We start from the raw sequence: 26,921 nt of genomic DNA, 5'->3' as shown, positions 1-26,921 counted from the left end.
TAACAGCTTGTCTTAGTTTTGCTCGCTTAAATCTCGGCGGCGGGCCTCCAGCTCCAGCACCTGCGCCAACACTTCCAGCGCTTGCGCAGATTCGGGCGGCAGCTGCCGGTGCGCGGCCCGCAAATCTCCGATCTGCCGCACCAACCAGGTACGTTCGAAAGCGGCCACCAAGCCCCGCGCGTAGGCCACGGCCTGCTGCTCGTTGCCCACCGGCAGCGGGTTAACCACCAGGGTGGACAACACCCCCACCAGCTCTGGTTCCAAATAGTCCTTGATGCTGGCCAGCCAGGCGCGCGGACCGCTTGCCTCCGCCGCGGCCACCCCGCCCGCGGCCCGCACCGCCTCGTGCAGCGCCCGGTAAGCCGGCACCAGCATGGCCTGGGGCGGCAACCTGTCAAAATCGGGGGCGGCCGTCGGGAACTGCAAGATCGCCTCCAATACCTGCCGCTCCAACCGGGTCACTGGGTCCTCCCCCGGTCCCCCCGGCACGAACGTGGCAGGCAGCGGCGGCGCCGACGGCGCGCCCGCCTCCTCGCCCGTCCCCGGCAGACGGCCCGCCGCCTGCCTGCCCGCACTGGCCACCGCCGCCCGCACGGTTGCTTCCTCCATGCCCAGCCAGCCCGCCGCCTCCCGGGCGTATTCCATCCGCAGCGCCCGATCCCGAATCCGGGCCACCACCGGGGCGACGGCGCGCAGGCCCGCCACCCGGCCCTCCGCAGTTCGCGTGTCCAGCCCCGCCAACACCGATTCGATAGCGAACGCAAACAACGGCTTGCGCGAAGCGATCAATGCCCGCACTGCCGCGTCGCCTCCCAGGCGGCGCACGTCGCACGGGTCGTGCCCATTGGGCTCGATGGCCACAAAAGTCTGGGCCGCGAACCGCTGATCCTGATCGAAGGCCCGCAAAGCGGCCTTGCGCCCCGCTTCATCCCCGTCAAAGGTGAAAATAACCTCCGCCCCGTGGATGGCTCCGGAGGAGAACATCACGCCTGCTGCCGGGTCAAAACTGTCGCCGAGCAGGCGGCGCGCGACGCGAATGTGTCCCTCCCCGAAGGCGGTGCCGCAGGTGGCCACCGCCGTCGTCTCCCCCGCCAAATGGGCGGCCATCACGTCGGTGTATCCCTCGACCACCACCAGTTTGCGCTGGGCGGCAATATCCCGCTTGGCCAAGTCCAACCCGTACAGCACCTGTTGCTTCTTATAGATAGGCGTCTCCGGGGTGTTGAGATACTTCGGCCCCGGGTCGTCATCCAGCAACTTGCGGGCGCCAAACCCGATGGTCGCCCCCGTCAAATCGCGGATCGGCCACATTAGCCGCCCGCGGAACCGGTCGTAGATGCCTCGCATCCCCTGCGAGACCAGACCGGCGGCCAGAATCTCGGCGTCGGTGAAGTTGGCCTGCCGCAGATGCCGCAGCAGCCCGTCCCACCCGGCCGGGGCGTAGCCGACACCGAAGTGGCGGGCGGCCTCGCGCCCAAAACCCCGGGCGGCAAGGAACTGGCGGCCGGGGGCCGCCTCGGGGGTCGCCAACTGCGCGATATAGAACTCCTCCGCGAGGCGATGGGCGTCCAGGAGTCGCTGCCGCCGCCCCGGCTCCTCCCCGGGGCGGGCCGGGCCGCCCCCCTCCTCGTAGTGCAGCTGCACCCCGGCCTTGCCCGCCAAAAACTCCACCGCCTCGGCAAAGGACACGTGATCGATGCGCTGCACAAAAGAGATGACGTCACCCCCCTCGTTGCAGCCAAAACAGTGCCACAAACCCAGCTGCGGGCGCACGTGGAACGACGGGGTGCGTTCGTCGTGGAAGGGGCACAGACCTTTCAGCGAGCCGACACCGGCCGGTTTCAACGTGACGTGCGCCCCCACGATTTCGGCGATGTCGGCCCGCTCGCGCACCAAGTCAATGTCTGCGCGCTGAATGCGTCCGGCCATGCCGCCAGTCTAGAGCCCGCGCCCGGCGCACCCGGCCGCGTCAGCTGAAGGAGGAGAGCATCCCACACAGACGGGCGTGCCACTGGTGGGCCACCAGATCGGACAGGCTCGCCACCTGATCGATGACGGCCCGCAGCCGCCCCGCGTCGTCGTCCGCTTGCCGGTAGTCGGCCGCAAACGGGGCCTCCAGCGCCCGCCACCCGGCCTCCTGCAGCGCCGCCACCAGATCGAACAGGATCGTGCGTTGGGACAGATAGAGCGGCTCGATTTCGCGGGGTGCCATCACGTACCGGACCGCAATTCCCTTCATGACCGCTATCTCCGCCCGCGCCTGCGCGGGGACCACCAAGGAGGCGTCGTAGCGCGCCAGGGGCCCCTGCCCACACGCGGCGCGGGTGGCCTCCACCGTCTGGCCCACGAAGCGTCCGATGACCGCCGAGGAGAAATTCTTCAAGCGCGCCAAGTCTGACCGGGATCCGGCAAACCCTGACGGCCAAGCAGGCAGCTCCACCAGGCGTCGCAGGGCGTCCGCCAGCTCCGCCTCGCTCCACGTCTCGCCGTACCACTGCCGGGTGGCGGCCAGTATCTGGTCGCCGTCCGCCACGACGGCGTCCGGGGTGGCGCGGGCCGTGCCGAACGCGTCCTCGACGTCGTGCACGCAATAGGCGATGTCGTCCGCCAAGTCCATCAGCTGCGCCTCTAAACACCGCTGCCCCGCGGGCACCCCGTGCCGCACCCAGGCGAAGGCGGCAGCATCGTCGCCGTAGACGCCAAACTTGGCGGACGGGGTGCCGTCGGCCCGCAGCGGGGCCGCCGCGGCAGCCCACGGATACTTGAGTGTGGCGTCCAAGGTGGCGCGCGTCAAATTCAAGCCGTAACTGGTCCCCTGCCTGTCCACCACCTTCGGCTCCAGCCGAGTCAGGAGCCTGAACGTCTGCGCGTTGCCCTCAAAGCCGCCGCACGGGCCCGCCACCGCCGCCAGCGCCCGCTCGCCGTTGTGCCCGAACGGCGGGTGGCCCAGATCGTGAGACAGGCAGGCCGTCTCGACCACGTCTGGGTCGCACCCCAGATTGATGGCCAACTCCCGCCCCACCTGTGCCACCTCCAGGGAGTGGGTCAAGCGGGTGCGCACGTAGTCGTCGGCCCCCGGCCCCAGCACCTGGGTCTTGGCTCCCAGGCGGCGCAGGGCCGCCGAATGCAGCACCCGCGCCCGATCGCGTTCGAACGCCCCCCGGCCAGGTTTCTTGTCCGGTTCCGGCAGACGGCGGGCCACGGCCTCGGTGTCGTAGCTACGGGACTGCGGTCGCACAACTTGTGCCACTTCAAAACTCACGGTCCGACCCTATCGGTCCGCGCGAGCTCGCTGCTGCCATCCCGCACCGGATGGGAGACAATGGGGCAATGTCCAACAACGTTGCCCCCGCCCTGCCCTCCCTCCAGGTCACCACGACGCTGATCTATCGATCGTTTCGGGGGCCCCGCGAATGGTGGCGAGACGCCACGGTCTACGACATTTACGCCGCCCAGTTGGACGACGCCACCCTCGACAACACTTTTGCCTGCATCTCGGCGGCCGCGCGCCTAGGGGTCAGCGCGGTGTCCTTCCGCCCCTCGCACCTCGATCCCCGTACCCCTGCGGACGCCGCCCTGGCGCGCCGCCTCGTGGATAAGGCCCACGCGCACGGGCTGAAAGCCGTGGTGCAAGTTTCCGGTGCTGACACTCCCGGGCCGCGGACGGCGGCCGAGGGCCCGATTCCCCGGCCGATTCGCGACAAGGAAGTCGAGGGGCTGGAGCTGGTGGCGCGCGCGGAGGCTTTCCTGGCGTGCGGGGCCGACGGTATCGACCTGGGGTTCATCGTCGAGCCCGAGCTGACGGGGCAAGACCAGGAAGCTGAACTGCTGCACGACGTCTTCGTCGCCCTCCAGCAACTGATCGCCGCCCGGGAGACGGAGGTGGTGCTGGGAGCATCGGCCGCTTCGCGTTTCCCGGCAGCGCTGGCGCGGCACCTGGAGCGGGACCGGGTGGCCCACCTCCGTGACGACCGCCTCCTGTTGGCGCCCTGGAGCCCGCAGGGCGTGGCCGAGGCCATCACGGCCGACATTCGGGAGCGCGCGCAGCGGTCCGATTGCCTGGCCTGGCGCCCCAACTCGCCCTTCCCCTACGACCACTTCGGCCCCCTCGGCGCCGACTCGTGGTTTGCCACTACCGCCGACCCGACGCAGCGCGGCCGGGCGTTAAATCTGCTGGTGCTCCTGCTGCCCGGCGCGGTGTATCTGCGGCAGGGTGATGAGGTGGGCCTAGAAAACACTAAGCGTCCCGCTTCGGCCCACGCCTTGGTCGACCAGCTGGCGCACCTGTTGCTGGAGCAGCGTCCCGACCCCGAGTCGGCCTATTCGCGGCTGCGCGCTGCGCTCCGCCTGCGTGCCGAACGTCGCCTGGGCACCGGAGCACTCGCCTTGGTGGAAGGCGGACAATGGCAGACCGCCGACACCCTGGCCCTGGTCAACCGGGACGTGCTCGGGGTCCTCAACTTCGGCACCAGTGAGCTGTTCGTGCCCAGCCAGGCCCAGGTGCTGGCGGCTTCCGGCCCGGTCGACGCCGATACGCAGGGCATCGTGGTCCCGCCGGAAACCACCATCTGGCTGGATGTGGCCGACGACCACGACCTGTAGCGCGCAGCCCCAGACGCGGCAGGGGCGGCCCGGGCAATTCGTGCCCGGGCCGCCCCTTTTGCGTAACGCTCAGCCCTTAACGGCCCCTGCCGTCAGGCCGGAGACGATGTAGCGCTGCAGGTACATGAAGAGCAGGATCACCGGCACGGCCGCCACCACGGCACCGGCGGCGAACATGCCCCACGGCGCGGTGCGCTGGTCAGAACCCCACACGTACATGCCCACCGCCAGCGTCCACTGCGACTCGCTTTGCAGCACCAGCTTGGCGATGATGAATTCGCCGAGCGAACTGACGAAGGACAGCAGGCCGACCACGGCCAGCATCGGAGTGACCATGCGCAGGATGATGGTGAAGAAGATGCGCGAGTGGCTAGCCCCGTCGATCATGGCGGCCTCGTCCAGTTCCCGGGGGATGGTGTTGAAGAAGCCGTACATGAGGAAGGTGTTGGAGCCGAGCGCGCCCCCGAGGTAGACGCAGATCAGGGCGATCAGCGAGTCGGTGCCCAGCACCGGGAAGACCTCCGCCAGCGAGTGCAGCAACAGGAAGATGGCGACGAAGGCCAGCATCTGCGGGAACATTTGCACCAGCAGCAGGAAGGTCAGCGTGGGGCGCCGCCCGCGGAAGCGGAAGCGGGAGAGCGCGTAGGCGGCGCAGGCCGCCATGAACACGGTGCCGATGGCCGTGGCGGTGGAGACCACCAGGGAGTTGGTCACCCACTTCCAGTAGTACGTCTTGTTCAACGCCACGAAGTTGTCGCCCGTGAAGTCACTGAACAACTGGTTGGAGCCGGCCAGCGTCGGGTTGGGGTTCAACGCGGTAGACAGGACATACAGCAGCGGGAAGGAGGCGATCGCGATGATGATCAACGCCAAGAAGTGCTTCCATCCCACGGTCCGCAGCCAACGCCACACCGTGGGCTCGGGCAGCGCGGCATCCCAGGCTGGTTCGTGAACTTCGACGGTTTCGTCGAAGACTTCGGGGGCAGGAGAAGAAGTGCTGTTCATTAGATTTCCTCCAGCTTCCGCGTGGCCCGGAAACCGAACCAGGAGATAAGACCGACCACGACAAAGATGATGATCGACATGGCGGCCCCCAGACCGTACTGCTTCTGGGCACCGTCGAAGGAGATGCCGTAGACCATGGAGATCAGCAGGTCGGTCTTGCCGACCGCGTAGGGCAGGCCCTCATAGTTGGGTCCCCCGTCGGTGAGCATGTAGATCAAGGAGAAGTTGTTGAAGTTGAACGCGAATGACGCGATCAACAGGGGCGCGGTGGCCACGAAGACCAGGGGCGCGGTGATGGAGCGGAAGATCCGCATCGCTCCGGCCCCGTCGATGACGGCGGCCTCCTTGACGTCCTCAGGCACGGCCTGCAGGGCACCGGTGCACACCAGGAACATGTAGGGGAAACCGAGCCACATGTTGACCAGGAGGATCACGCCCTTGGCGAGCCACTCGTTGTCCAGCCAGGCGATGTCGGCGCCGCCCAGGATCACCTGGTTGATGATGCCGTGCCCCTGGTTGAACATGCCACGCCACACCAGCGCCGACAGGAAGGCGGGGAAGGCGTAGGGCAGGATGAACAGGGACCGGTAGATGGTCCGTCCCCGCACGCGCGGGTCGTTGTAGATGACGGCGAGCACCAGGCCGACGACGAAGGTGGAGGCCACCGACAGGAACGCGAATGCCAGCGACCACAGGAAAGCCCGGAGGAACGGCATGGCGAGCTGGGAATCGGAGAACATCTTGGTGAAGTTCTCAAAGCCCACCACGACGCGCCAACCGGGCGTCAAGGGCTTCTCCCCGGGCGCCTCGAACTGCCCGTTCTTCCCCGCGGTGTACGTCACCCCGGTCTCGGTGTTGGTCAGGGTGTCAGCGGCCTCGTCGTAGCGGTAGATCGAGGTCGAGAGGAAGGCGGTGGCCCCGGTCTCGGTGCGGTAGGTCTGGGCGTCCACCTCGTCGGAGACCGGCACACGCACGGCAAAGACTTCCTTTTGCCGCTGGTTCAAGGTCTTGCCGGTGATCAAGGTGGCGCCGTCTACGGCGGTGATCCGGGTGCCGTCGATGGTGCCCTGAGCCTCGCTCAGCGGCGTCTGGGCGTCCCCGACCATGATCTTGCCGTCGATCAGCAGGGCCAAGCCGATCTCGCCGTCCCGGTCGATGGGCACCACGGGCACCGACTCGGAGCCCTCGACGCGCTTTTCGTTCTGGCGCAGAATCTGCGTGATCGCGTCGTCCTTGGTGGAGTTGTGTCCCTGCCCGTAGTTGGTGAGGGCCACGTACCCGGTGTAGCCCATGACGAAGACCTGGTAGATCAGCAGGAAGACCAAGCCCGGAATGAGGTATTTACCCGCGATGCGCTTGCGGGCGAAGTAGATGTAGTTGACAACCAGCAGCAGCACCACCATCGAGATGGCCAGCGGCAGGTTGCCTACCTGGTAGGCGGTCAGAGCCCCATAGATGCCCAGCGCGTTGACCAGGCACATGAGGAAGAGCTTCACGAAGAAACCGGCCCCCCAGTCGCGGGCATGCGACGAACGGGCGGTGGCGCGCTGCGGAGGCGCCGACGAAGAGGTTTGTGACGTCATTGTTCACCCTGGGTTGTGTGCTGAGACAAATTGGTGACTGAGTGTGGGCAGTGGGCGAGGCATTGGCCTCGCCCACTGCGTTCCTCATGGTTACTTCTTGATCGCCTCAGCGACCGTGTTCACCATCTGCTCCCACGTCGCGGCGGGGTCAGCGGTGCCCTTGATGATGGCGGCCTCGGCCTTGCCCCAGTGGTCCCACACCGCGTCCATCTGCGGCAGGGCCGGCATCGGGGCGGAGTTGGAGCCGAAGGCGGCGAACCCGGCCAGGTGCTTGTCGTCCAGCGAGTCGGCCAGCTTCTTGTAGGCCGGGATGCGCTTGTCGAGCTCGTACAGGGCCTTGGCCCCCTCTTCGCTCCCGACGTACTCGGTCAGGTACTGGTTGACGACGAGCGGGTTGTCGGTCTTGGCCGAGGGGAAGAAGGCCTGCACCCCGACGAAGGCCTGGGCGGGCTGGTCGCCGGCCTGCGGCACGTTGATAACGGAGACGTCCAGGCCGGCCTCGAGGAAGGCCTTCAGGTTCCACGGGCCGGTGACGATGAACGGGGTCTCGCCGGCCAGGAAGGCCTGCTTGGCGATCTCGCCGTCGGCGGAGATGTCGAAGTTCTTCGCCGCGCCCTGCTCGCCCAGCCACGTGGCGAACTTGGCCCCGGCCTCGCCGCCCATGTTCAGCTCGGGGGAGTAGGAGCCGTCCGCGTTCTGCTTGAAGACGGAGGCACCGAAGGAGGACTGGAACGGGTACATGTGGTACGGGTCGGAGTTCTCGCCCTGCTGCACCATGAACGGGAACTTGGCGCCCGACTCCTTGCCGGCGGCGACCATCTCGTCGAAGGTCTTCGGCTCGGCCTGGGTCAGCTTGTTGTTGCGGATCAGGGCGATGTTCTCAATCGCGTAGGGCACGCCGTAGGTCTGACCGTCGTAGGTCACGCCGTCCACGGCGGACTTCAGGAAGTTGTCCTTGATGCCGGTGATGTCGACGGTACCGACCACGCCGTTGGTCACGAAGCCACCCAGGCGGTCGTGCGCGGTGATGACGATGTCCGGGCCCTTACCGGTGGGCACGGCGGCGATGAACTCCTTGGCGATGTCGTCCGGCGACTTCTTGACGACCTCGACCGGGGCGCCGAACTTCTCGGTGAAGCCCTTGGAGAACTCGGTGATGGATTCGTACCGGGTGTCGTCGGCCCAGATGGTGATACCGCCCTCGGCGCCCGCAGTGTCGTCACTGGGGGCGGCGCTTTCAGCGGTGGTGGCGGCTTCGGAGGGGGCAGCGGTTTCGGTCTTGGCCTCACCGGTGCCGCCGCAGGCGGCGATGGTGAACGCCAGTCCCACGGCGCTGATCGTGGCAATACTGCGACGCATCCTGGGAATCTCCTTTGATGTTGGTGGTCGGGGCAACTGCTGCCGACGACCTTGAGGGGAACCGTAGTTGACTGTAACCCATTCTGCAACGAGTTTCAGAAATATTGCGATAACATTTGGGTGACTGCTGCATCGGTTGCAAGGAGGCAGGCATGAGCAGGCGGATTGGTCTGGCCGATATTGCTAAGCAGGCGGGGGTAAGCACCGCCACCGTGTCGCGGGTGCTCAACGGGCACCAACACGTCGCGGAGGAAACTCGGCGCGCAGTCCTGACCGCGGCGGACCTGCTGGGCTACGAACGGCCCGAAACCATTGCCCCCACCACCAATGGCGTGATCGGCATCATTCTCCCGGAACTGACCAACCCCATCTTTCCGCTCTACGCGCAAGAGCTCGCCTCGGCCCTGACCGGCACTGGTTTCACCCCGCTGTTGGGCACCGAGTTCGCCGGCGGCATCAGTGAGGACGAATACCTCACCACCTTCACCACGCTGAACGTGGCGGGCCTAGTCTTCGTCTCGGGACGCCACGCCGACGTCTCCGGGGACCAGTCCCGCTACATGCGCCTGCTGGAACGTGGCCTGCCCTTTGTCACCATCAACGGTTTAGATCCCCGCATCCCGGCGGTCAACTTCAGCACTGATGACACCATCGGCATCCGCCTGGCCCTCACGCACCTCCGCCACCTCGGCCACACCCACATCGCGCTGGTCACAGGCCCCAAACGCCTGGTGCCCTCGGCCCGCAAGGCCGCCGCCTTCACCCAGGCACTGGCCACCCGCCTGCCGGAGGCCCCGGTGCGCATCGAACAGAGCCTCTACACCCTGGAGGGCGGAGCCAACGCCGCGACCCGTGCCCTGCAAGCCGGGGCCACCGCGATCATCGCCTCGTCTGACCTCATGGCGATCGGGGCAATCCAGGCCGCAAACTCCCTCGGCCTTTCCGTTCCCGAGGACGTCAGCGTCATCGGTTACGACGGCTCCCCGTTGGCTTTGCACATGCGCCCCGGCCTGACCACGGTGCGCCAACCAGTGGCCGCGATCTGCCGGGCCGCGATTGCGGCCCTGCGGGAGGAGATCGCGGGCGCCGAGCCGAGTCACGGCGAATTTCTCTTCGCCCCTGATCTGATCGTTCGGGGTACCACCGCAACCGCACCGCGACAGGAGCAAAATGGCAAGCAAAACTGAGTGGTGGCGCGACGCCGTCGTCTACCAGGTCTACCCCCGCTCATTCAAGGACGCCAACGGCGACGGTATCGGGGATCTGCCGGGCATCATCAGCCAGCTCGACCACTTCCCCCACCTGGGGGTGGATGCGCTGTGGCTTTCCCCGTTTTACCCCTCCCCGCAGCTAGATGCCGGCTACGACGTGGCCAACTACCGAGACGTCGACCCCCTCTTCGGTTCCCTGGCCGACGCCGATGCCCTGATCGCGGGCGCGCACGCGCGCGGCCTGAAGGTCGTCATCGACCTGGTGCCGAACCACACCTCGCACGACCACCCGTGGTTCCGCTCCGCGCTGGCGGCCGGCCCGGGGAGCCCCGAGCGGGAGCGCTACTATTTCCGGCCCGGGAAGAACGGGGGGACGCAACCGCCCAACGACTGGCGGAGCGTCTTCGGCGGCAGCGCCTGGACCCGAGTGCGCGACCGGGCCGACGCCCCGGGTTCGCCGTGGCAGGATGACGACGAGTGGTACCTAAACCTGTTCGATTCCTCCCAGCCGGACCTGAACTGGGCCAACCCGGAGGTCGGCGACGAATTCGAGTCGATCCTGCGGTTCTGGCTGGAGCGCGGCGTGGATGGTTTCCGGGTCGACGTGGCCCACGCCCTGGTCAAGAACCCAGCCCTGCCAGACTGGGACGGCCAAGCCAGCATGGTCGATGGCACCGAGGGCACCAAGTACACGTGCGATTCGCCGATGTGGGATCAGGACGGGGTGCACGACATCTACCGTCGCTGGCGGCGCGTCCTGGACGAGTACGAGGGCGACCGCATGCTGGTGGCAGAGGCCTGGGTGGAGCCACTGGCCCGCCTCGCCGACTATGTGCGGGCTGACGAGATGCACCAGGCGTTCAATTTTTCGTTCCTCGTGTGCGAGTTCACCCCCGCGGCCCTGCGGGCCGACATCACCAAGTCGCTGGCGGCGAACGATGCGGTTGGCGCGCCGACCACGTGGGTGCTGTCGAATCACGACGTCATGCGACACGCCACCCGGATGGGGCTGGACCGGGAATATTACGGCGCTAACCCGAACGGGATCGAGGCAGGTATGCCGCAGCCAGACGCCGCCTTGGGTCTGCAAAAGGCCCGGGCCGCGACCCTGCTGATGCTGGCGCTGCCGGGTGGGGCCTACGTGTATCAGGGCGAGGAGTTCGGCCTGCCGGACCACACCGAGCTGCCGCGCTCGGTGCGCCAGGACCCGGCGTTCTTCCGCACGGCTGGAGCCGAGCTGGGGCGGGACGGCTGCCGGGTGCCGCTGCCGTGGGACTCGACCGCCCCGGGGCTCGGCTTCTCCCCCACCGGGCAGACGTGGCTGCCCCAGCCGCCGGTGTACGCGCAGCTGGCGCGTGACAAGCAAGTAGGCGAGCCGGACTCGACGTACGAGATGTACCGCACGGCCCTGGCCACCCGCCGGGCACTGCGGCTGGGCCGGGGGCACCTGGAGTGGCTGGAGACGGGGCCCGAGTCCCTGGCGTTCGTCAACCACGCCGGGGACGCCGACCTGTTGTGCTTCACGACGTTCGCTGCGCCGAGCACGCTGCCGGACGGCTGGACGGTGCTGGCCCAGTCTGGGCCGCTGGCCGCTGGCGAGCTGCCGCCCTACACCACCGTGTGGGCGCGCCGGGACGCCTAACCCGCGACAGGCTTGATGCCCCGGGGGCGGGGCGGCTGCGCACCCGAACCGATCGCGTGCCACCGCCTTGCCCGGGGCGACGGCGCCGCAACCATCATGCCCTTGGGGCACCGCCATGCCCCTATGGCACCGCCATGCCCTTGGGGCACCACCATGCCCCTATGGCACCGCCATGTCCTTAACGCACCACCATGCCCTTATTTCCCTGTTTTAAGAACATGATGGTGCGTTTTGGACATGATGGTGCGCCAAGAGCATGATGGTGGCGCTGGCGCGCCGGGGGTGCCCTCACGAAGACCGCAGCGGATACCGCAGAGACAATGATGGCGCTGGCGCGCTGGCGCGCCCGCTTAGATAGCCAGGTCGGACTGCGCCTCCGCCGCCAGCACGCGATTCACCTCGGCGGCGTGGGCCATCTTGTCCTCAAACGTCACGTATTCCAGGGCGAGCGGTCCGTCCAGCAGCAAAGTTGCCAGGCCGTGGACATGCGCCCACCGCACTGATTCAAGTACCGCGTTCCGATGCGCCTGGGGCGGGGCGGCGATCAGGGTGAGCTCCTGCCTGGCCGCGCTGCCGGACTCTTGGACCTCGGGATGTTCTTCCGGGTTGCAGTAGTCCGGCCGGAACATTAGCCGGAAGATTCCCGGGTTGCGCAAAGCGAACTCAACGTAGGCATTGGCGCTGTTTTCCAGCGCCGTCACCCTGTTGTCGGCCTGCGTCCGGGCCTGGCGGAGACGGTTGGCTAGCTCCGTGAATCCTTCCACCACGAGGGCGGCCAGGAGGGACTCCCGGTTGGGGAAGTAATGATAGGGCGCCTGATGGGTGCAGTTGGCGCGGCGGGCCACCTCACGCAGGCTGAGGGCCGCCGGCCCGCTTTCGTCTAACAGCCGACGACTGGCCTGCAGCAGTTCCGCCCGCAGGTCTCGGCCCTCGGCGGCCCGTGGCCTACCCCTTCCCCTCGTCGCCATTCCCCCACTGTAACCGAACCCCATTTAATTGACACCGTCTATTTTCCGCCTCACAATTATTAGACACTGTCAGGAGGTAAGCATGTACGACGCCATCGTCATCGGCTCGGGAATCGGTGGACTGACCACCGCCGGATTACTCGCGCAGGTAGCCAACCAACGAGTGCTAGTGCTGGAGAAGCACCTCACTCCGGGCGGCCTGACCCACACATTCAGCCGCAACGGTGCCACCTGGGATACCGGAGTCCACTACCTCGGGCAACTGGCCCCGGGGAAGCCACTAAGGCGCTACTTCGATCTCCTGTCCGGCGGCCAACTGGCCTGGAATCCCATCCCTGCGCCTTATGACCGCTTCATCTACCCGGACCTCGACTTTGCCGCTCCCACCGGGAGAGACAACCAGATCGCCGAACTCACCGCCCTGTTCCCAACCGAGGCCAACGCTATCCGCCGCTGGTTTCGGGACACCCGACGCGCCGCTCACTGGTTGACGCTCAGTTATATACAAACCATGACTCCGGGACCGATCGGCGCCGCAATACGGTGGTTCCAGCGGCGCACCAGCGCACTGGCTACCACCACTACCCGCTCCGTTCTAGACGCCCGGTTTCGTTCCCCAGAGCTGAAGGCACTCCTGGCCAGCCAGTGGGGCGATTATGGGCTCCCTCCCCACCAGAGCGCGTTCGCTAGCCACGCGTTGATCGTGGAGCACTACCTGGACGGGGCATGGTTCCCGACCGGCGGGAGCGCCATGATCGCCCGCACCATTGAAAAGGGCATCGAGGAGAAAGGTGGGGCCGTCCGCGTAGCGCAGGATGTCACCGAGATCCTTATCGAGCAGGGCCGGGCAGTTGGTGTGCGCGTGTGCGACCGGCGCAGCGCGCAGTCGCGCCAACGCGAGTATCGGGCGCCGGTCATCATCTCCGGCATCGGCGCTCTGAGCACGCTAACTGGCCTGTTGCCTACCGCCGCGCCAGTCGGCACAGCTACCGCCCCGCTCCGCCAGCAGCTGGCCGCACTTGGGCGCAGCTCCTCAGCGGTCTCAGTGCATCTGCAACTGAAAGAGCATCCCCGTACTATCGGGGCATCCGGTGGCAACATCTGGGTCTATCGCGATACCGATCACGACGCCCCACAGGACGCCGCCCTCCTGCACGGCCAGCCGCGCTCTGTCTTCGTCTCCTTCTCTGCCGCGAAATCCGGCGAGTCCCACCACACCGCCGAAATCGTGAGCTTCACCGGCCCCGAGCCCTTCGCGCGTTGGGCCGACCGGCCACCGCACAACCGTGGAGCGGATTACGAAGAGTTCAAGCACAGACTCGCCGCAGGCCTCATAGCTCTAGCTGAGACAGCCCTACCGGGCCTGCGGGAGTTAATCGATTATGTAGATGTCTCCACCCCACTCACCTTCGAGCATTACACCGCCCAACCAGGCGGTGCGTGTTACGGCCTGCCTGGCACCCCGCAGCGGGTAGCAGCGGGCCCCATCGGGCCCCGCACTCCCGTCCCCGGTTTATTCCTCACCGGCCAGGACGTAGTGGCCAGCGGCATCGCCGGGGCCCTTATGGGTGGGGTGGCGGCCGCCAGCCAGGTGCTGGGACCGCACGGATACCCGCTGATTGCATCCAGGCTACGCAAACCGCCCCGCCCGTTCACCTCGCAGCTGCCAGAAGGCAAGTATCACGGCCGAGTGGCCAGCACTCGGCGGCTGACCGCCACCGTCTGGGAGCTAGTCCTGGATGTCCCGGGCGTCCAATCCTTCACCCCGGGACAGTTTGCCCGCCTTGAAGTGGCGCCCGCGATCTGGCGTGACTACTCCATCGTCGGTATCCACGGCCACCAGGTGCGGCTGCTGATCAGCACCCACACTGGCGGACCAGGATCACGCTTCGTCGCCACGGCCATGCCGGGCAGCGCGCTCGTGGTGGAGCTGCCACTCGGTCAGTTCTCCGGCACCGGCGCAAAGCGGCGCCGCGTGTTCGTGGCCACGGGCACGGGCCTGGCTCCCCTTCTGCCAATGCTGGCGAGGGCCCCGCGTACCGATGACCTGCTGCTTTTCGGTTGCCGTTTCGCCAAGGACGACCTCACCCAATTGCTCGACGACCCGCTGCCCGCCAACATCATTCGCTGCATCACGGGCGAGCAAGTGCCGGGAGCACGGCGGGCACGGGTTACCGAGGTGTTGGCCGAGCTTGCCTGCGACGTGGCAGACACCGAGTTCTTCCTGTGCGGCTCGGCAGCGATGGTCGCCGACGCTACCACCCTGCTGGCACAGCGTGGTGCGCAGTACATATACACCGAACCCTACTGACCCGCCCCGCAGGCCGGACTCGCCGCGGTGTCTTTGCGGCACCATCCCACCTCTAGCGCACCGCCATGTCCCTGTGGCACCACCATGCCCTTATTTCCCTGTTTTAAGAACATGATGGTGCGTTAAGAACATGATGGTGAGTTTTGGGCATGATGGTGCGCCAAGAGCATGATGGTTAAGAACATGGCGGTGCACCAAAGGCATGATGGTGGCGCTGGTGGCCAGGCCCCAGCCACCGGGGGCGTTCTGGACACCGGGGAGATAGCCGACAGACCGCGGCACCACACCCCAACCACCGGTGACGTTCTCGAGGTAGCAGGGGGAGCCGGACGCCCGGTCCGGCTCCCCCTGACCGCTAACCCTCCGTCGGCAGCACCCCCACGAAGGCGAAGGTGAAGCTCAGCGGCCCAGCAGGCAGCAGGTACTCCGGGTGCGGGCGCGCGCCCCACGAGTCATCCCCGGCAACCCCACGCCGCCTGTACGCCGGGCGCAGCCACGTACGATGCACTGGCGGCAACTCGTGGTGATGCGGGGCGTTTTCCACCTCGAACGGGCTCCAGGCCAGGGCCGAGAACTCCAGCTCCTGCCCCGCCAGCGCCTCCAGGCGCCACCCAAGCCCACCGTCGTCGGTCACCTGCGCCCACCGCACCCCGGTGTGGTTACCGGCCTCCTGCGGCTTGAGGTAGGCCGTCAACTCGCCGCGCACGTCGGCGCTGTAGACCCCAAGCCGGGCTCCGCTGCAGCGATCGACGTAGCTCTCGGCCGGGCCATGGCCGTACCACTGCAGATTGGTAAACTCCGGCCCCGTTGGCAACAGCATGCTGAACTCCGGCGGGCCTGCCAGCCCCGCACCAGGCTCTAGGTCGAGTTGCACCTCCACCCGGCCGCCCCCGTCGATCGTGTAACTGATCTGGCACGTGCCAGCCGGGCTGGAAGGCAGCAGGTAGCGCTGACTGATCCGCACCCGCTCGCCCTGCCAGCTCCAGGTCAGCGACCCCGGCTCCGGCCGTGCATACCGGGAGGCCAGCAGCCACTGCCCGTCCTCGCCGGGCGCACCCCAACCGCGCTCGTTCGCGGTGGGCGCGTGCCAGAAGTTGGCATGCGGCGCCCCGGCCAATAATTCGCGCTTCTCCGGGCCCGCCCCGATGCGGTAGGACAGCAGTCGGCCGTATAGCTTGGAAAACAGCAGCGAGAAGGTCGGGCCGTGCACCCCAATGTTGTGCCGTCCATCGACCACCTCCGGTCGGGGCCGCACCGGCTCCTCCACCGTGGGGGTCGGCACAGTAAAGACGCCCTGCCCGTAGGCCACCTCGTGGCCCGCTGGCGCCCACTTCTCTGCCGCTACCAGATGGAAGGAGACGGTGACGGTGTACTCCCCGGGGGCGTCGGGGATGGCCACCGGCAGCGGGTAGCTGATCGACTCCCCCGGCGGCACGTCGACCACCAGTCGCTCGGCCGCCAACCGCTGGTCCTCCTGGGCCAGGACCACCCAGCACTCGTAGGCTGCCGCATTCGTGAACGCCAGCCGGTTGGTGATCGTCACCCGTTCCGGCTCCACCGCCACGGCCAGCCCTTGGTAGAGGTACTTGACTTCCTGCACTTTGGGACTCGGCGAGTGGTCGGCGAAGAAAATGCCGTTACCGCAAAAATCGCCGTCGTGCGGGGCCTCTTGACTGTCCCCGCCGTAGCCGAAGAACTCGCGGCCCGTCCGAGTGCGACAAACCACCGCCTGGTCAGCGAAGTCCCAAATGAAGGCTCCCTGGAAACGCGGCTGACGCTCCACTAGGCGCCAGTACCGGTCCACCGCCCCGAACGAGTTGCCCATCGCGTGGGCGTACTCGCACAGGATTAGCGGTTTGTCCGGGTGCTCGGCCAGGAACTGTTCCACCCCGGCGGCCGAGGTGTACATCTGACTCTCCACGTCACTGGTGGCCGGGTGACGTCGATCCCAGAAAATGCCCTCGTAGTGAACCGGCCGCGCGTCTTGGCTGCGGAAATAGTCCGCCACGTCGGCGATTACTTGCCCCCCGAAAGACTCGTTACCGCAGGACCACATGACGACACTGGGATGGTTTTTGTCCCGCTGCAGCATGGCGGCGGCCCGGTCCAGCAGCACCGCCCGCCACTCCGGCTTGTCGCCCGGCACCGCCTGGTCGATGTCGGCCCCGGCGTGCCGAATAGCGTCCCACATGCCGTGCGACTCCAGGTTCATCTCGTCGATGACGTACAGGCCGTACTCATCGCACAGTTCGTACAGATCGGTGGAGTTCGGGTAGTGGCTGGTGCGGACTGCGTTAACGCCGAGCGCTTTCAGGGCTTGGACGTCGGCCTCGGTTTGGGCGCGGTTCACCACCCGGCCCTGCAGACCGAACTCGTGGCGGTTAACGCCCCGAAAGACCAGGCGCTGACCGTTGAGGCGCAGCAACCCATCCACGAGCGCCACCTGCCGCACCCCCACGGGTTGGCGCACCACCTCCGTGAGCTCGCCAGCGGCGTCGTAGACGCGGAGCCGCAGCTCGTACAGGTGGGGATGTTCCGCACTCCACAGCTGGGGGGCAACCAACTGCCAGGTCAGTTCCCCGGTCGCTCCGGCCTCCCCCGGCCCAACGCCGAGTATCTCCCCCTCCAGGCGCGCCCCGGCAGTCGCATCGGCCCGCACCGTCACGGTGGCGCTCTGCCCGGACGGGCTGACCTGGCAGGTGACCCGCACATCTCGCACGTGGGCCGACGGCTGGGTCACCAACCACACGTCCCGGAAGAGCCCGGAGAAACGGAAGAAGTCCTGGTCTTCGCACCACGAACCCGCCGTCCATTTGAAGACTTGCACGGCCAGGTGGTTGCTGCCCGGCGTCAGGAAGTCGGTGACGTCGAACTCGGACGGCGTGAAGGAGTCGGCAGCAAAGCCGATGTAGTGGCCGTTGAGCCAGACCGCCACGGCGCTCTCCGCCCCGTCGAAACGCAGCACGCTGCGTTGTCCAGGCTGCGGCGGGCGGGCCGGGGTGAAGGAATGGACGTAGGTCGCCACTGGATTGAAGCGCGTGGGGATCTGCCCCGGATCGATGTCTTCGTGCCCGTCCCACGGGTACTGGACGTTGACGTACTGCGGGCGGTCGTAGCCGTGCAACTGGATGTGCGCCGGCACCGCAATCTTGTCCCACCCGCTGACATCGGTGCGCGGATCGGCAAAATCACTGGGAATGGCGTCCAAGTGGGGGGCGTAGTGGAAGCGCCACACGCCAGACAGACACTGCACCAGGCTGGATTCCTGCGCATCAGCCTCCGCCTCGGTGGCGTAATGCCGGTGGGCGCTGTGGGCGGGCAGGCGATTCTCTGCAAAGAACTCGGGATCCGCCAGTCGGGAATAGTCGAAGCTCATTTGATGGATCCTGTCAGGCCTTCAGCGAAACTACGCTGCAGGAAGAAGAAAATAACCATGGCTGGCAGCGAAGCCAGCAGCACCGCCAACATCAGTACGCCGTAGTTTGTCACGTAACCGGCGCTGAGGTTGGAGATAAGCATGGGCATCGTTTGATAGGCGCTGTCCACGAGCACCACCTTGGGCCAGAGGAAGTTGTTCCAGGCCGCCATGAAGGTGATGACCGCGGCCGCCGCAAAGGTGGATTTCATGGTGGGCAGGTAGATGCGCAGGAAGATAGATATCTCCCCCAGCCCGTCGATGCGGGCGGCTTCCAATATCTCGTGCGGGAACGAACGCGAGGCCTGCCTAAACAGCAGGATCAGCAGCGGCGTGGAGATGGCGGGCAAAACCACGGCCAGTGTCGAGTTAATCATGTTCGCCTTGGCAAACATTCTAAACAGGGGAATCATGGTGGCGGCGAAGGGAATCATCATAGCCAGCAGCAAAATCTTCATCACGAAGTCTTTGCCGCGAGAGTGATAGACCTCGAAGCCGTAACCGGCTATCGAGCAAACCAGCAGCGCCAACACCGTGGTGACGACCGCGTTCACGGTGGAGTGATACATCGCCCCACCCAGGTTCTGCTGCGTGACCAGCTCCCGGAAGTTCTCCAGCAGGTTACTCCCCGGCACCATGCGGGACGCCAACACGTCCTGACTGGTGTTGGTGGCCGAAACCAGCATGAAATAAAGGGGGAAGATCGAAAATAGGGAGAATATCGACAAAACTATATAGCTGAACCAGCGGCGCGAGGTGCTAATCACGCTTGTCACCCACCTTCATCTGAATCAGAGCCAATACCGCCACCATCAGCAGGATGGCGTAGGATATCGCCGAACCGTAACCGACGTTTGGATTCTTCAGGAACGACAACTCATAGAGATAGTGGGACATCGTCATCGAGGTGTAGGCCGGCCCGCCCCGCGTCAGGTTCCACGACTCGTCAAATAGCTGCAGCGTGCCGTTTGTGGACATGATGGCCGTCAAGATGATCATTGGTTTCAGCTGCGGCACGATCACGTACCAGAAGGTCTTTATGGGCCCGGCGCCGTCAATGTAGGCCGCCTCAATGGTGCTGCGCTCGATGTTTTGCAAACCGGCCAGGAAGAAGACCATATTGTAACCGGTCCACCGCCACAGCAACCCCAGAATTATGACGAATTGCGCGGTGCCGGTCTGTCCCAGCCAGTTGATAGGCGCATCGATAATCCTGAGGCCGAGCAGCACGTCGTTGACAAAGCCATCGCTGGCGAACATCGTGCGAAACACCAGCGAGTAGGACACCAACCCCACCGCGCACGGCAGGAAGATCATGGTCCGCCACAGGCCCTTGAAGCGGAGGCGCGGATCATTGAGCAGCACCGACAATCCCAGTGCTGTGAGCAGCATTATCGGCACCTGGATCGCCAAGTAGATGAACGTGTTGCGGAGCGTGAGCAGGAAGATCTCGTCATTAATTAAGCGCTCATAGTTGAACCACAGCGGGTCAGCAAAGTTCAGCCGACTGCCGCGCCCAGTCTTCAACGACAAGATGAAGGCCTCGATCATTGGATAGAAGCTCATGATGCCGATGAGAATGGCCGCCGGCAGCAGGAATGCCCAACCGGTCAAGCTGCGTCGACGGGTAGCGAGGCTGGCGTGGTTGTTCCGGCGGGCGAACAGACCCTTTTTTTGCGGCATCGTCACGGGGGCAGACATCGTTGCCACTATCTTCTCCTTTACGGATACTGCCAGTGGAGGGCGGGGCAAAGCCCCGCCCTCCCGCGGCTTACTTCATGGCGAACTCGACGGTGGCTTGCGCCTCCTCGAAGGCCTTAGCCGGATCTTCTCCGTTGATGATCTTGGTCAGCGCCGCCGAGACCGCATCCCGGCCCTCGTAGTAGTAGACGCCGGTGTTGTTGGAGGGAACCTTCTCGCCGTACTTCACCACGTCGGCGTAGATCGCCTGGCCCCCGAAGAACTCCTGCGGTTCCAGGTAGACCTTGGACTGTCCGGCCGGGATCCAGTTGGCCACCGCTCCCGAGGTCGGCAGGATGGTGTCGTAGAGCTCGGACGAGCCAGCGAAGGTGCTCTTCAGGAAGTCCTGCGCCAGTTCAACGTTGGCGGTGGAGCTGATGGCCCACGACGAACCCCCGTTGGCGGTGTAGTTGGTGGCCCCTTCCACTCCCGGCAAGGACGGCACGTTGGTGACAGCCCACTTGCCGGACTGGTCCTTGGCCGTTTGAATCGAGCCGGAGATCCACACGCCGTTAATGGTGCCCACGGCCCCTTCGTTGACGAAGGAGGAAACCAGCTCGTCCCACGAGTTGACCTGCATCATCACACCACTGTCCGCAAGGCGCTTATAGACGTCGGCTGCTTTCAGAAGGATCTCGTTCTTGGCGATGGTGGGATTGCCCTTGTCGTCGAAGAGGCTGCCGCCCGCGCTCTGCAACATCATCATGATGGTGTCCGAGGTGCCGGTGGTGGTAGCAAACATGGGCTTGCCCGTCTTTTCTTTGACGACCTTGCCCTTCTCGATGAACTCATCCCAGGTGATGTCCGTGAAGTCCTTGATGGTGAAACCCGCTTGCTCCAGCATGTCGGTACGCAAAGCGGTAATGGCGGTTCCCGAGTCGAAGGGCACCCCGTAGTTGACGCCATCCACGGTCGAGTAGTCGACGATCGATTGCGGGAACTGGGAGTAGTCGATGCCAGCGTCCTTCATGTCCGCAAAGACATCGGGGTAGTTGATGACGTTCTTCTGGAAGGCGTTGTTCTGCATCAGGAAGATGTCTGGCAACTCATCGTATTGCTGCGACTGGGCCAACGTGGTGAGCTTGGCCTGCACGTCGTCCCACGGGACTTCCTTGATTTCCAGTTTGAAGTCGGGGTGATCCTTTTGATAGATCTTCTCGGCTTCCTGCATGGCATAGATGTTGAAAGCCGGGTCCCACGTCCACACGGTCAGGGTGTTGGCGTCGCCACCCTTGCCACCGCCGTCGCCGCCCCCCTGCTGGTCGCCACCGGAGCCGCCGCAAGCGGTCAGGGCGAGAGACAGGGGCAGGGCCAGGGCGAGCGCGGCTTTGCTCCAGCGGGTACTCATCTTCGAGACTCCTTATCGCGTTGGTGGGGCGGTGCCGCCCAGTGGCGTCCCAGCCACTTCGCGTCACTCCCCGTCGGTTGGGCGCCACACCGTCGTGATGCAGGCCACATGGTGACGTTAACAAGGTAGTGAATGCGGTCTTCCAGAGGGTCACTTCAGGCGTCACAGTTAGATAACGATCTACCTCCCCCTGCCCACAGTTGCAACGATGGCATCGTTGCCAAGCCCCACTTACTGTTCCTCTCATTTAGTGCCGGTTACGCGCAGATCGTTTCGCTTGCTCGTTGGCAATCGTCTTCCCGCGCGCGGCAGCGTGGCAGGGCTCCCGCGCGCCGACTAGCCTCGAGACATGAGCAAACCTCGGGCCCTGAGCGCCCCGTCGATAGCCGACGTCGCGCAACTGGCGGGCGTTTCCGCCCAAACGGTCTCGCGCGTAGCCAACGCCTCCCGCCACGTCTCCCCCACCACCCGGGCCCGCGTCCAGCGCGCCATGGCCGAGCTGGGATACTCCCCCAACCGGGCCGCCCGGGCCCTGCGCTCCGGCCATTTCCGCCTCATTGGCATGCTCACCCAACAGATCCAACGCACCGGGGAAACCTTGACCGCCGGGGGCGTCATCGAGGCGGCCTCCAACGCCGGGTATTCGGTATGCACCATTCAGGTGGAACACCCGGAGGTCGACGACGTCTCCGGTGCCGTAGCCCGCCTGTCGCACCAGGCCATCGACGGGTTAGTCATCGTGCAGGCCGGTACCGCCTCCCCCGAACACCTGGCGCTGCCCGCGGGCATGCCTATCGCGGTCTCCGACTCCACCCTCGTCGGGCTGCACCCGAGCGCCTCAGCTGACCAGGTGGGGGGCGTGCGCGCCGCGATCACCCATCTGTTGTCTCTCGGCCACCGCACCGTCCATCACGTCACCGGGCCCCGCGATTCCCAATCGGCCCTGGCACGCGAGGCGGCCTGGGCCGAAACCTTGCAGGCGGCCGGCATCACCCCGCCCGCCCCCATCGACGGCGACTGGAGCGCCCACGCCGGCTACGCCGCCGGACACCAACTGGCTGCCGACCCCACCGTCACCGCCGTATTTTGCGCCAACGACGAGGTGGCGATCGGGGTGATGCGGGCCCTGGCCGAGCACGGCAAACGCGTCCCCGCCGATGTGTCAGTAGTAGGGTTCGACGGCATCGAGCTGGCCGAGTTCACCACCCCACCCTTGACCACCGTGCGCCAAGACTTCCATGCCGCCGGCAGCGCGATGGTCGGCCTCATCCTGGAACAGGTCAAGCACGGCCTGGCCGACGGCACTCGCCGCCTCGTCCTGCCCACGGAGCTGGTGGTCCGTGGCTCGACCGCCCCGCCACCCCTGGCCGCCTAGCCGTCCGCTAGCCGCCCGAGGTATCTACCTCGGCGCCCAGCAGCAGTTGCCTGTCCGTCGCCGCCAGCTCCCGCGAGGCCAACCAGCCGTGCGGCAGGTGCGGGGTCTTGGCGGTCCCCGCCCGCCCCCGCGGCCCCTCGGCCCCCGGCGGGAAAACCTGGTCCAGCTCGAGTGCCGCTAGGCGCTGGCGCAGCTCCGCCAGCGTGGAGACCAGTTGCAGGTCACGCCGCTGCGGTCCCCCAACCGCGAAGCCTTTCAAGTACCAGCCGATGTGCTTGCGCATCTCCCGCATCGCCTTTTCTTCCGACCGGAACTCTGGGATCAGCAGCTCGGCGTGCCGCACGATCATCGCCGCCACGTCCCGCAGGTGCGGGCGCATGCGTTGCTCGCTGCCCGTCAAGGCGTATACCAGGTCGGCAAAGAGCCACGGGCGCCCCTGGCAGCCCCGCCCTACTACCACCCCGGCGCACCCGGATTCGGCCAGCAGGCGGGCGGCATCGTCACCCGCGAAAATGTCTCCGTTGCCCAGCACCGGGATGTTTACCGCTTCCACCAGCCGGGCCACATGCTCCCACCGGGCGGCTCCCGAGTAGTACTGCTCGGTAGTGCGGGCGTGCAGGGCGACGGCCGCCACCCCGGCCCGCTCCGCAGTCTGGGCGGCCTCCACGTAGGTCAGGTGCGTATCGTCGATGCCCATGCGCATCTTGACCGTCACCGGCACCTGGTGGCTGCGGCCACGCGAGGCCGCCTCGGCCGCCGCCACCGCCTGCGTGACGATCGCGGCAAACAGATCGCGCTTCCACGGCAGGGCGCTGCCTCCACCCTTGCGCGTGACCTTCGGCACCGGGCAGCCAAAGTTCAAATCGATGTGATCGGCGCGGTCCTCCCGCACCAGAAAGTCGATCGCCCGCGCGATGGTGGCCGGATCGACCCCGTACAGCTGCACCGAGCGCACGAATTCGGTGGGATCCGACTCCGTCATGCGCAGCGAGCCCGGGTGGCGTTCCACCAGCGCCCGCGAGGTAACCATCTCGGTGACGAACAAACCGGCCGGCGCCGTCGTGCCACCCCCGGGGGCGGGCAGCGGGCCCCCCGGCGGCAGAGCGCTCAGGGCCTGCTCGCGGCACAGGCGTCGAAACGCCATGTTGGTCACGCCCGCCATCGGGGCCAACACCAACGGGACACCTAACTGCAAGGGGCCGATCTGCAAAGTCACCGGCGCATCCTGCCACACCCGGACCGCGGCAGGCCACCGGAGCTACCTCACACCGCTCCCACCCCTAGCAACCGGGGCACGCGACCAACAGGTCGCGTGCCCCGGTGCTGCCTGACCGGGCTAGCAGCCCACCAGCCGGGCCGCGAGGTAGGACTCCAGCTCCGCCAGCGGCACTCGCTCCTGCTGCATGGTGTCCCGCTCCCGCACCGTCACGGCGTCGTCTTGCAGCGAGTCGAAGTCCACGGTCACGCAGTATGGTGTGCCGATCTCGTCCTGGCGCCGGTAGCGGCGACCGACCGCGCCGGCGTCGTCGAACTCCACGTTCCACAACTTGCGCAGCCGGGCCGCCACCTGCCGGGCCATCGGCGACAGCTCGGCGTTACGCGACAGCGGCAGCACCGCCACCTTGACGGGGGCCAGGCGCGGATCCAGCTTCAACACCACTCGCTTGTCCACCCCGCCCTTGGCGTTGGGGGCCTCGTCCTCGTGATAAGCGGCGATGAGGAACGCCATGAGCGAGCGGGTCAACCCGGCCGACGGCTCGATGACGTACGGCACCCACCGCTCGCCCTTGGCCTGGTCGAAGTAGGTCAGGTCCTTGCCGGAGTGCTCAATGTGCGTGCCCAGGTCGAAGTCGGTGCGGTTGGCGATGCCCTCCAGCTCGCCCCACTCCCCGCCGGCAAAACCGAACTTGAACTCGATGTCGACCGTGCGCTTGGCGTAGTGCGAGAGCTTCTCCTGCGGGTGCTCGTAGTGGCGCAGGTCTGCGCGCGGGATGCCCAGGTCGACGTACCACTGGGTCCGCTCGTCGATCCACTGCTGGTGCCAGTCCTCGTCCGTGCCCGGCTCGACGAAGAATTCCAGCTCCATCTGCTCGAACTCGCGGGTGCGGAAAATGAAGTTACCCGGGGTGATCTCGTTGCGGAAGGACTTACCGATCTGGCCAATGCCGAACGGCGGACGCTTACGCGCCGTGGTCATGACGTTGGCAAAGTTAACGAAGATGCCCTGCGCGGTCTCGGGCCGCAGGTAGTGCAACCCAGACTCGTCTTCGACCGGACCGAGGTAGGTCTTCAGCATCATGTTGAAGTCCCGCGGCTCGGTCCACTGCCCGCGCGTGCCGCAGTTGGTGCAGACGATCTCCGCCAGCCCCTGCGGGGCGCGCCCCTTCTTGGCCTCGAACTCCTCCTCCAGCTGGTCCGCCCGGAAACGCTTGTGGCAGCTGGTGCATTCGGTCAACGGATCGGAGAAGACCCCGACGTGCCCGGAGGCCACCCACACCTGCCGGGGCAGGATCACCGAGGAGTCGAGCCCGACGACGTCCTCCCGGCCCTGCACCACCGCCCGCCACCACTGCCGCTTGATGTTCTCCTTCAGCTCCACCCCGAGCGGCCCGTAGTCCCACGCCGAGCGGGTGCCGCCGTAGATTTCCCCACACGGGTAAACGAATCCCCGCCGCTTGGCGAGGTTGATGACGGCGTCAAGCTTCGAGACTTCGGCCATGAATACCACTCCTTGTGCGTCGGCACACCTGGGTGGCGCGCCACTAAGGCGCAACCTTACCCCGGGCTTCGGCGCAAAACTGGCCTAGTTGCGGCAAGGTGAGCGGCCTAACGTCGCTGCCCGCCGGTACCCCCGACGGCCCGGCGTTACAGGCCGTAATACAGCTCGTACTCGTACGGGTGCGGGAACTGCCGCAGCGGAGCGATCTCGGCGTCGTGCTTGTACTTCAGCCACGTGTCGATGAGGTCGGTGGTGAAGACGTCGCCCTCGGTGAGGAAGTCGTTGTCGTCCTCCAGGGCCGCCAGCGCCGCTTCTAGGCTGTGGGGCAGCTTAGCGATGTCGCGGTAGTCCTCCGGCGGCAGCTCGTAGAGGTCCTTGTCGATTGGTTCGCGCGGCTCGATCCGGTTGCGGATCCCGTCGAGACCGGCCATGAGGCAGGCCGAGAACGCCAGGTACGGGTTGGCCGACGGGTCCGGCACCCGGTACTCCACGCGCTTGGCCTTGGGGGAGGTGCCGGTGACGGGGATGCGGATGCAGGCTGAGCGGTTGCGAGCCGAGTACACCAGGTTGATGGGGGCCTCGAAGCCGGGCACCAGCCGCCGGTAGGAGTTGACCGACGGGTTGGTGAAGGCCAGCAACGCCGGGGCGTGCTCCAGCAATCCGCCGATGAAGTAGCGGGCGGTATCAGACAGCGAACCGTAGCCCCGCTCGTCGAAGAACAGGGGGGTTCCGTCCTTCCACAGGGAGAAGTGGCAGTGCATGCCCGAGCCGTTGTCCCCGAACAGGGGCTTGGGCATGAACGTGGCGGACTTGCCGAAGCGCTCGGCCTCGTTCTTGATGACGTACTTGAACTTCAGCATGTCGTCGGCGGCTGCCAGCAGGGAAGCAAACCGGTAGTTAATCTCCTGCTGGCCGCCGGACCCCACCTCGTGGTGGGCCCGCTCGACCACCAATCCCACCTCCTGCATGGTCTGGCTCATGACATCGCGCAGGTCGGCGTACTTGTCGGCGGGCGTGACCGGGAAGTAGCCCCCCTTCTGGGGGGTCTTGTAGCCGAGGTTGCCTCCCGGTTCCGCCCGGCCGGTGTTCCAGAAGCCCGAATCCGAGTCCAGTTCGTAGAACGACGCCTGCGGGGCGGTGGCGTAGCGCACCGAGTCGAAGACGTAGAACTCGGCCTCGGCCCCCACATAGCAGGTGTCCGCGATGCCGGTGGACCGCAGGTAGGCCTCCGCTTTGACTGCGACCTGCCGCGGGTCGCGGGAGAACGGCGCGTCCGTAAACGGATCAACGATGGAGAAGTTAATCACCAGGGTTTTGGCCAGGCGGAAGGGGTCCACGAAGGCGGTGGAGACGTCGGCGACCAATTTCATGTCCGACTCGTGGATCGCGGTGAAGCCCCGCACTGACGAGCCATCAAACATGAGGCCGTCGTTTAGGGCAGAGTCCCGAAACTCCGCCACCGGGATGGTGAAATGCTGCTGCACCCCCGGCAGATCGCAAAAGCGCACATCGATGAATTGGATGTCCTGCGCCTCGATGAACGCTAAGGCTTCGGCAGGGGATGCGAACATGACGTTCCTTCGGGGTCGGGCCAGCAATGCCGGGGTAAGCCTAACGCGGCCCGCCCGGGCCCCGCCCGGCGC

General features: G+C 66.2%; 18 protein-coding genes. 5 read left to right on the top strand and 13 right to left on the bottom strand.

Translation table 11 applies throughout. The features are described from left to right. Nucleotides 1–12: 12 nt before the first annotated feature. Both dnaG and BSZ40_RS03730 read right to left on the bottom strand, forming a co-directional pair. Entirely contained in the window at nt 13–1,929 is a 1,917-nt protein-coding gene (gene dnaG, locus BSZ40_RS03735; RefSeq protein WP_073823470.1) for a DNA primase, read from the bottom strand. 40 nt (nt 1,930–1,969) lie between these two features. After that, nucleotides 1,970–3,262: a deoxyguanosinetriphosphate triphosphohydrolase gene (locus tag BSZ40_RS03730; RefSeq protein ID WP_281246631.1), complete on the bottom strand. Its 1,293-nt coding sequence runs from the start codon at nt 3,260–3,262 to the stop codon at nt 1,970–1,972. A 68-nt stretch (nt 3,263–3,330) separates the two neighbouring features. Between BSZ40_RS03730 and BSZ40_RS03725 the strand changes: the two genes are divergently transcribed. Further along, nucleotides 3,331–4,602 (top strand): alpha-amylase family protein, encoded by a 1,272-nt coding sequence (locus BSZ40_RS03725; protein ID WP_073823468.1) that lies wholly within the window; start codon nt 3,331–3,333, stop codon nt 4,600–4,602. A 69-nt stretch (nt 4,603–4,671) separates the two neighbouring features. On the opposite strand, the gene BSZ40_RS03720 is transcribed toward BSZ40_RS03725, so the two are convergent. The 3 genes from BSZ40_RS03720 to BSZ40_RS03710 form a co-directional block, all read right to left on the bottom strand. Then, the gene (locus BSZ40_RS03720) at nt 4,672–5,607 is read right to left on the bottom strand and encodes a sugar ABC transporter permease (RefSeq protein WP_084542602.1); all 936 of its coding nucleotides are present in this window, start codon (nt 5,605–5,607) and stop codon (nt 4,672–4,674) included. After that, complete coding sequence (locus BSZ40_RS03715; RefSeq protein ID WP_073823467.1) at nt 5,607–7,190, bottom strand: ABC transporter permease subunit; 1,584 nt, start codon at nt 7,188–7,190, stop codon at nt 5,607–5,609. The genes BSZ40_RS03720 and BSZ40_RS03715 overlap by 1 nt, the downstream gene beginning before the upstream one ends. A 90-nt stretch (nt 7,191–7,280) precedes the next feature. Beyond that, complete coding sequence (locus tag BSZ40_RS03710) at nt 7,281–8,549, bottom strand: sugar ABC transporter substrate-binding protein (RefSeq protein WP_073823465.1); 1,269 nt, start codon at nt 8,547–8,549, stop codon at nt 7,281–7,283. 152 nt (nt 8,550–8,701) lie between these two features. Here BSZ40_RS03710 and BSZ40_RS03705 point away from each other — a divergent pair, with 152 nt between their 5' ends. Next, the gene (locus BSZ40_RS03705) at nt 8,702–9,736 is read left to right on the top strand and encodes a LacI family DNA-binding transcriptional regulator (RefSeq protein ID WP_073823463.1); all 1,035 of its coding nucleotides are present in this window, start codon (nt 8,702–8,704) and stop codon (nt 9,734–9,736) included. After that, nucleotides 9,720–11,402 (top strand): glycoside hydrolase family 13 protein, encoded by a 1,683-nt coding sequence (locus BSZ40_RS03700; protein ID WP_073823461.1) that lies wholly within the window; start codon nt 9,720–9,722, stop codon nt 11,400–11,402. Before BSZ40_RS03705 ends, BSZ40_RS03700 begins: the two co-directional genes overlap by 17 nt. 350 nt (nt 11,403–11,752) lie before the next feature. On the opposite strand, the gene BSZ40_RS03695 is transcribed toward BSZ40_RS03700, so the two are convergent. After that, nucleotides 11,753–12,370, bottom strand: a complete 618-nt coding sequence (locus tag BSZ40_RS03695) for a TetR/AcrR family transcriptional regulator (protein WP_073823459.1) — start codon at nt 12,368–12,370, stop codon at nt 11,753–11,755. Nucleotides 12,371–12,452: 82 nt separating this feature from the next. On the opposite strand from BSZ40_RS03695, the gene BSZ40_RS03690 reads away from it, so the two are divergent. After that, nucleotides 12,453–14,681, top strand: coding sequence for an FAD-dependent oxidoreductase (locus BSZ40_RS03690; protein ID WP_073823457.1), 2,229 nt, complete (start codon nt 12,453–12,455; stop codon nt 14,679–14,681). A gap of 355 nt (nt 14,682–15,036) precedes the next feature. On the opposite strand, the gene lacZ is transcribed toward BSZ40_RS03690, so the two are convergent. From lacZ to BSZ40_RS03670, 4 genes are all read right to left on the bottom strand, one after another. Beyond that, the gene (lacZ, locus tag BSZ40_RS03685) at nt 15,037–18,057 is read right to left on the bottom strand and encodes a beta-galactosidase, LacZ type (protein WP_073823455.1); all 3,021 of its coding nucleotides are present in this window, start codon (nt 18,055–18,057) and stop codon (nt 15,037–15,039) included. Continuing rightward, a complete protein-coding gene (locus BSZ40_RS03680; RefSeq protein ID WP_245793816.1) occupies nt 18,054–18,863 on the bottom strand; it encodes a carbohydrate ABC transporter permease in 810 nt (269 codons plus the stop codon). The genes lacZ and BSZ40_RS03680 overlap by 4 nt, the downstream gene beginning before the upstream one ends. Next, entirely contained in the window at nt 18,856–19,797 is a 942-nt protein-coding gene (locus BSZ40_RS03675) for a carbohydrate ABC transporter permease (RefSeq protein WP_084542601.1), read from the bottom strand. Before BSZ40_RS03675 ends, BSZ40_RS03680 begins: the two co-directional genes overlap by 8 nt. A 70-nt stretch (nt 19,798–19,867) precedes the next feature. Beyond that, on the bottom strand, nt 19,868–21,184 hold the full coding sequence (locus BSZ40_RS03670; protein WP_073823453.1) for an ABC transporter substrate-binding protein: 1,317 nt from the start codon (nt 21,182–21,184) through the stop codon (nt 19,868–19,870). A 349-nt stretch (nt 21,185–21,533) separates the two neighbouring features. Between BSZ40_RS03670 and BSZ40_RS03665 the strand changes: the two genes are divergently transcribed. Beyond that, on the top strand, nt 21,534–22,559 hold the full coding sequence (locus tag BSZ40_RS03665) for a LacI family DNA-binding transcriptional regulator (RefSeq protein WP_222842743.1): 1,026 nt from the start codon (nt 21,534–21,536) through the stop codon (nt 22,557–22,559). 7 nt (nt 22,560–22,566) lie between these two features. Here BSZ40_RS03665 and dusB read toward each other — a convergent pair whose 3' ends face one another. From dusB to glnA, 3 genes are all read right to left on the bottom strand, one after another. Next, nucleotides 22,567–23,775, bottom strand: coding sequence for a tRNA dihydrouridine synthase DusB (dusB, locus tag BSZ40_RS03660; RefSeq protein ID WP_073823451.1), 1,209 nt, complete (start codon nt 23,773–23,775; stop codon nt 22,567–22,569). A gap of 120 nt (nt 23,776–23,895) precedes the next feature. Continuing rightward, nucleotides 23,896–25,278, bottom strand: coding sequence for a glycine--tRNA ligase (locus tag BSZ40_RS03655; protein WP_073823449.1), 1,383 nt, complete (start codon nt 25,276–25,278; stop codon nt 23,896–23,898). Nucleotides 25,279–25,424: 146 nt separating this feature from the next. Next, on the bottom strand, nt 25,425–26,849 hold the full coding sequence (gene glnA, locus BSZ40_RS03650) for a type I glutamate--ammonia ligase (protein ID WP_073823447.1): 1,425 nt from the start codon (nt 26,847–26,849) through the stop codon (nt 25,425–25,427). Nucleotides 26,850–26,921: the final 72 nt, after the last annotated feature.

Source organism: Buchananella hordeovulneris, assembly GCF_001907235.1.
In the GTDB taxonomy this organism is placed as follows: Bacteria; Actinomycetota; Actinomycetes; order Actinomycetales; family Actinomycetaceae; genus Buchananella; species Buchananella hordeovulneris.
Note: the sequence above shows the minus strand (reverse complement) of the source record. Positions and strands in the feature narration are given on the sequence as shown.

Coding starts and splice junctions, on each gene's coding strand:
- BSZ40_RS03705 (WP_073823463.1), top strand. CDS start 8,702: ATGAGCAGGCGGATTGGTCTGGCCGATATTGCTAAGCAGGCGGGGGTA.
- lacZ (WP_073823455.1), bottom strand. CDS start 18,057: ATGAGCTTCGACTATTCCCGACTGGCGGATCCCGAGTTCTTTGCAGAG.
- BSZ40_RS03675 (WP_084542601.1), bottom strand. CDS start 19,797: ATGTCTGCCCCCGTGACGATGCCGCAAAAAAAGGGTCTGTTCGCCCGC.
- dnaG (WP_073823470.1), bottom strand. CDS start 1,929: ATGGCCGGACGCATTCAGCGCGCAGACATTGACTTGGTGCGCGAGCGG.
- BSZ40_RS03690 (WP_073823457.1), top strand. CDS start 12,453: ATGTACGACGCCATCGTCATCGGCTCGGGAATCGGTGGACTGACCACC.
- BSZ40_RS03725 (WP_073823468.1), top strand. CDS start 3,331: ATGTCCAACAACGTTGCCCCCGCCCTGCCCTCCCTCCAGGTCACCACG.
- BSZ40_RS03720 (WP_084542602.1), bottom strand. CDS start 5,607: ATGAACAGCACTTCTTCTCCTGCCCCCGAAGTCTTCGACGAAACCGTC.
- BSZ40_RS03700 (WP_073823461.1), top strand. CDS start 9,720: ATGGCAAGCAAAACTGAGTGGTGGCGCGACGCCGTCGTCTACCAGGTC.
- glnA (WP_073823447.1), bottom strand. CDS start 26,849: ATGTTCGCATCCCCTGCCGAAGCCTTAGCGTTCATCGAGGCGCAGGAC.
- BSZ40_RS03655 (WP_073823449.1), bottom strand. CDS start 25,278: ATGGCCGAAGTCTCGAAGCTTGACGCCGTCATCAACCTCGCCAAGCGG.
- BSZ40_RS03695 (WP_073823459.1), bottom strand. CDS start 12,370: ATGGCGACGAGGGGAAGGGGTAGGCCACGGGCCGCCGAGGGCCGAGAC.
- BSZ40_RS03670 (WP_073823453.1), bottom strand. CDS start 21,184: ATGAGTACCCGCTGGAGCAAAGCCGCGCTCGCCCTGGCCCTGCCCCTG.
- BSZ40_RS03665 (WP_222842743.1), top strand. CDS start 21,534: ATGAGCAAACCTCGGGCCCTGAGCGCCCCGTCGATAGCCGACGTCGCG.
- BSZ40_RS03715 (WP_073823467.1), bottom strand. CDS start 7,190: ATGACGTCACAAACCTCTTCGTCGGCGCCTCCGCAGCGCGCCACCGCC.
- BSZ40_RS03710 (WP_073823465.1), bottom strand. CDS start 8,549: ATGCGTCGCAGTATTGCCACGATCAGCGCCGTGGGACTGGCGTTCACC.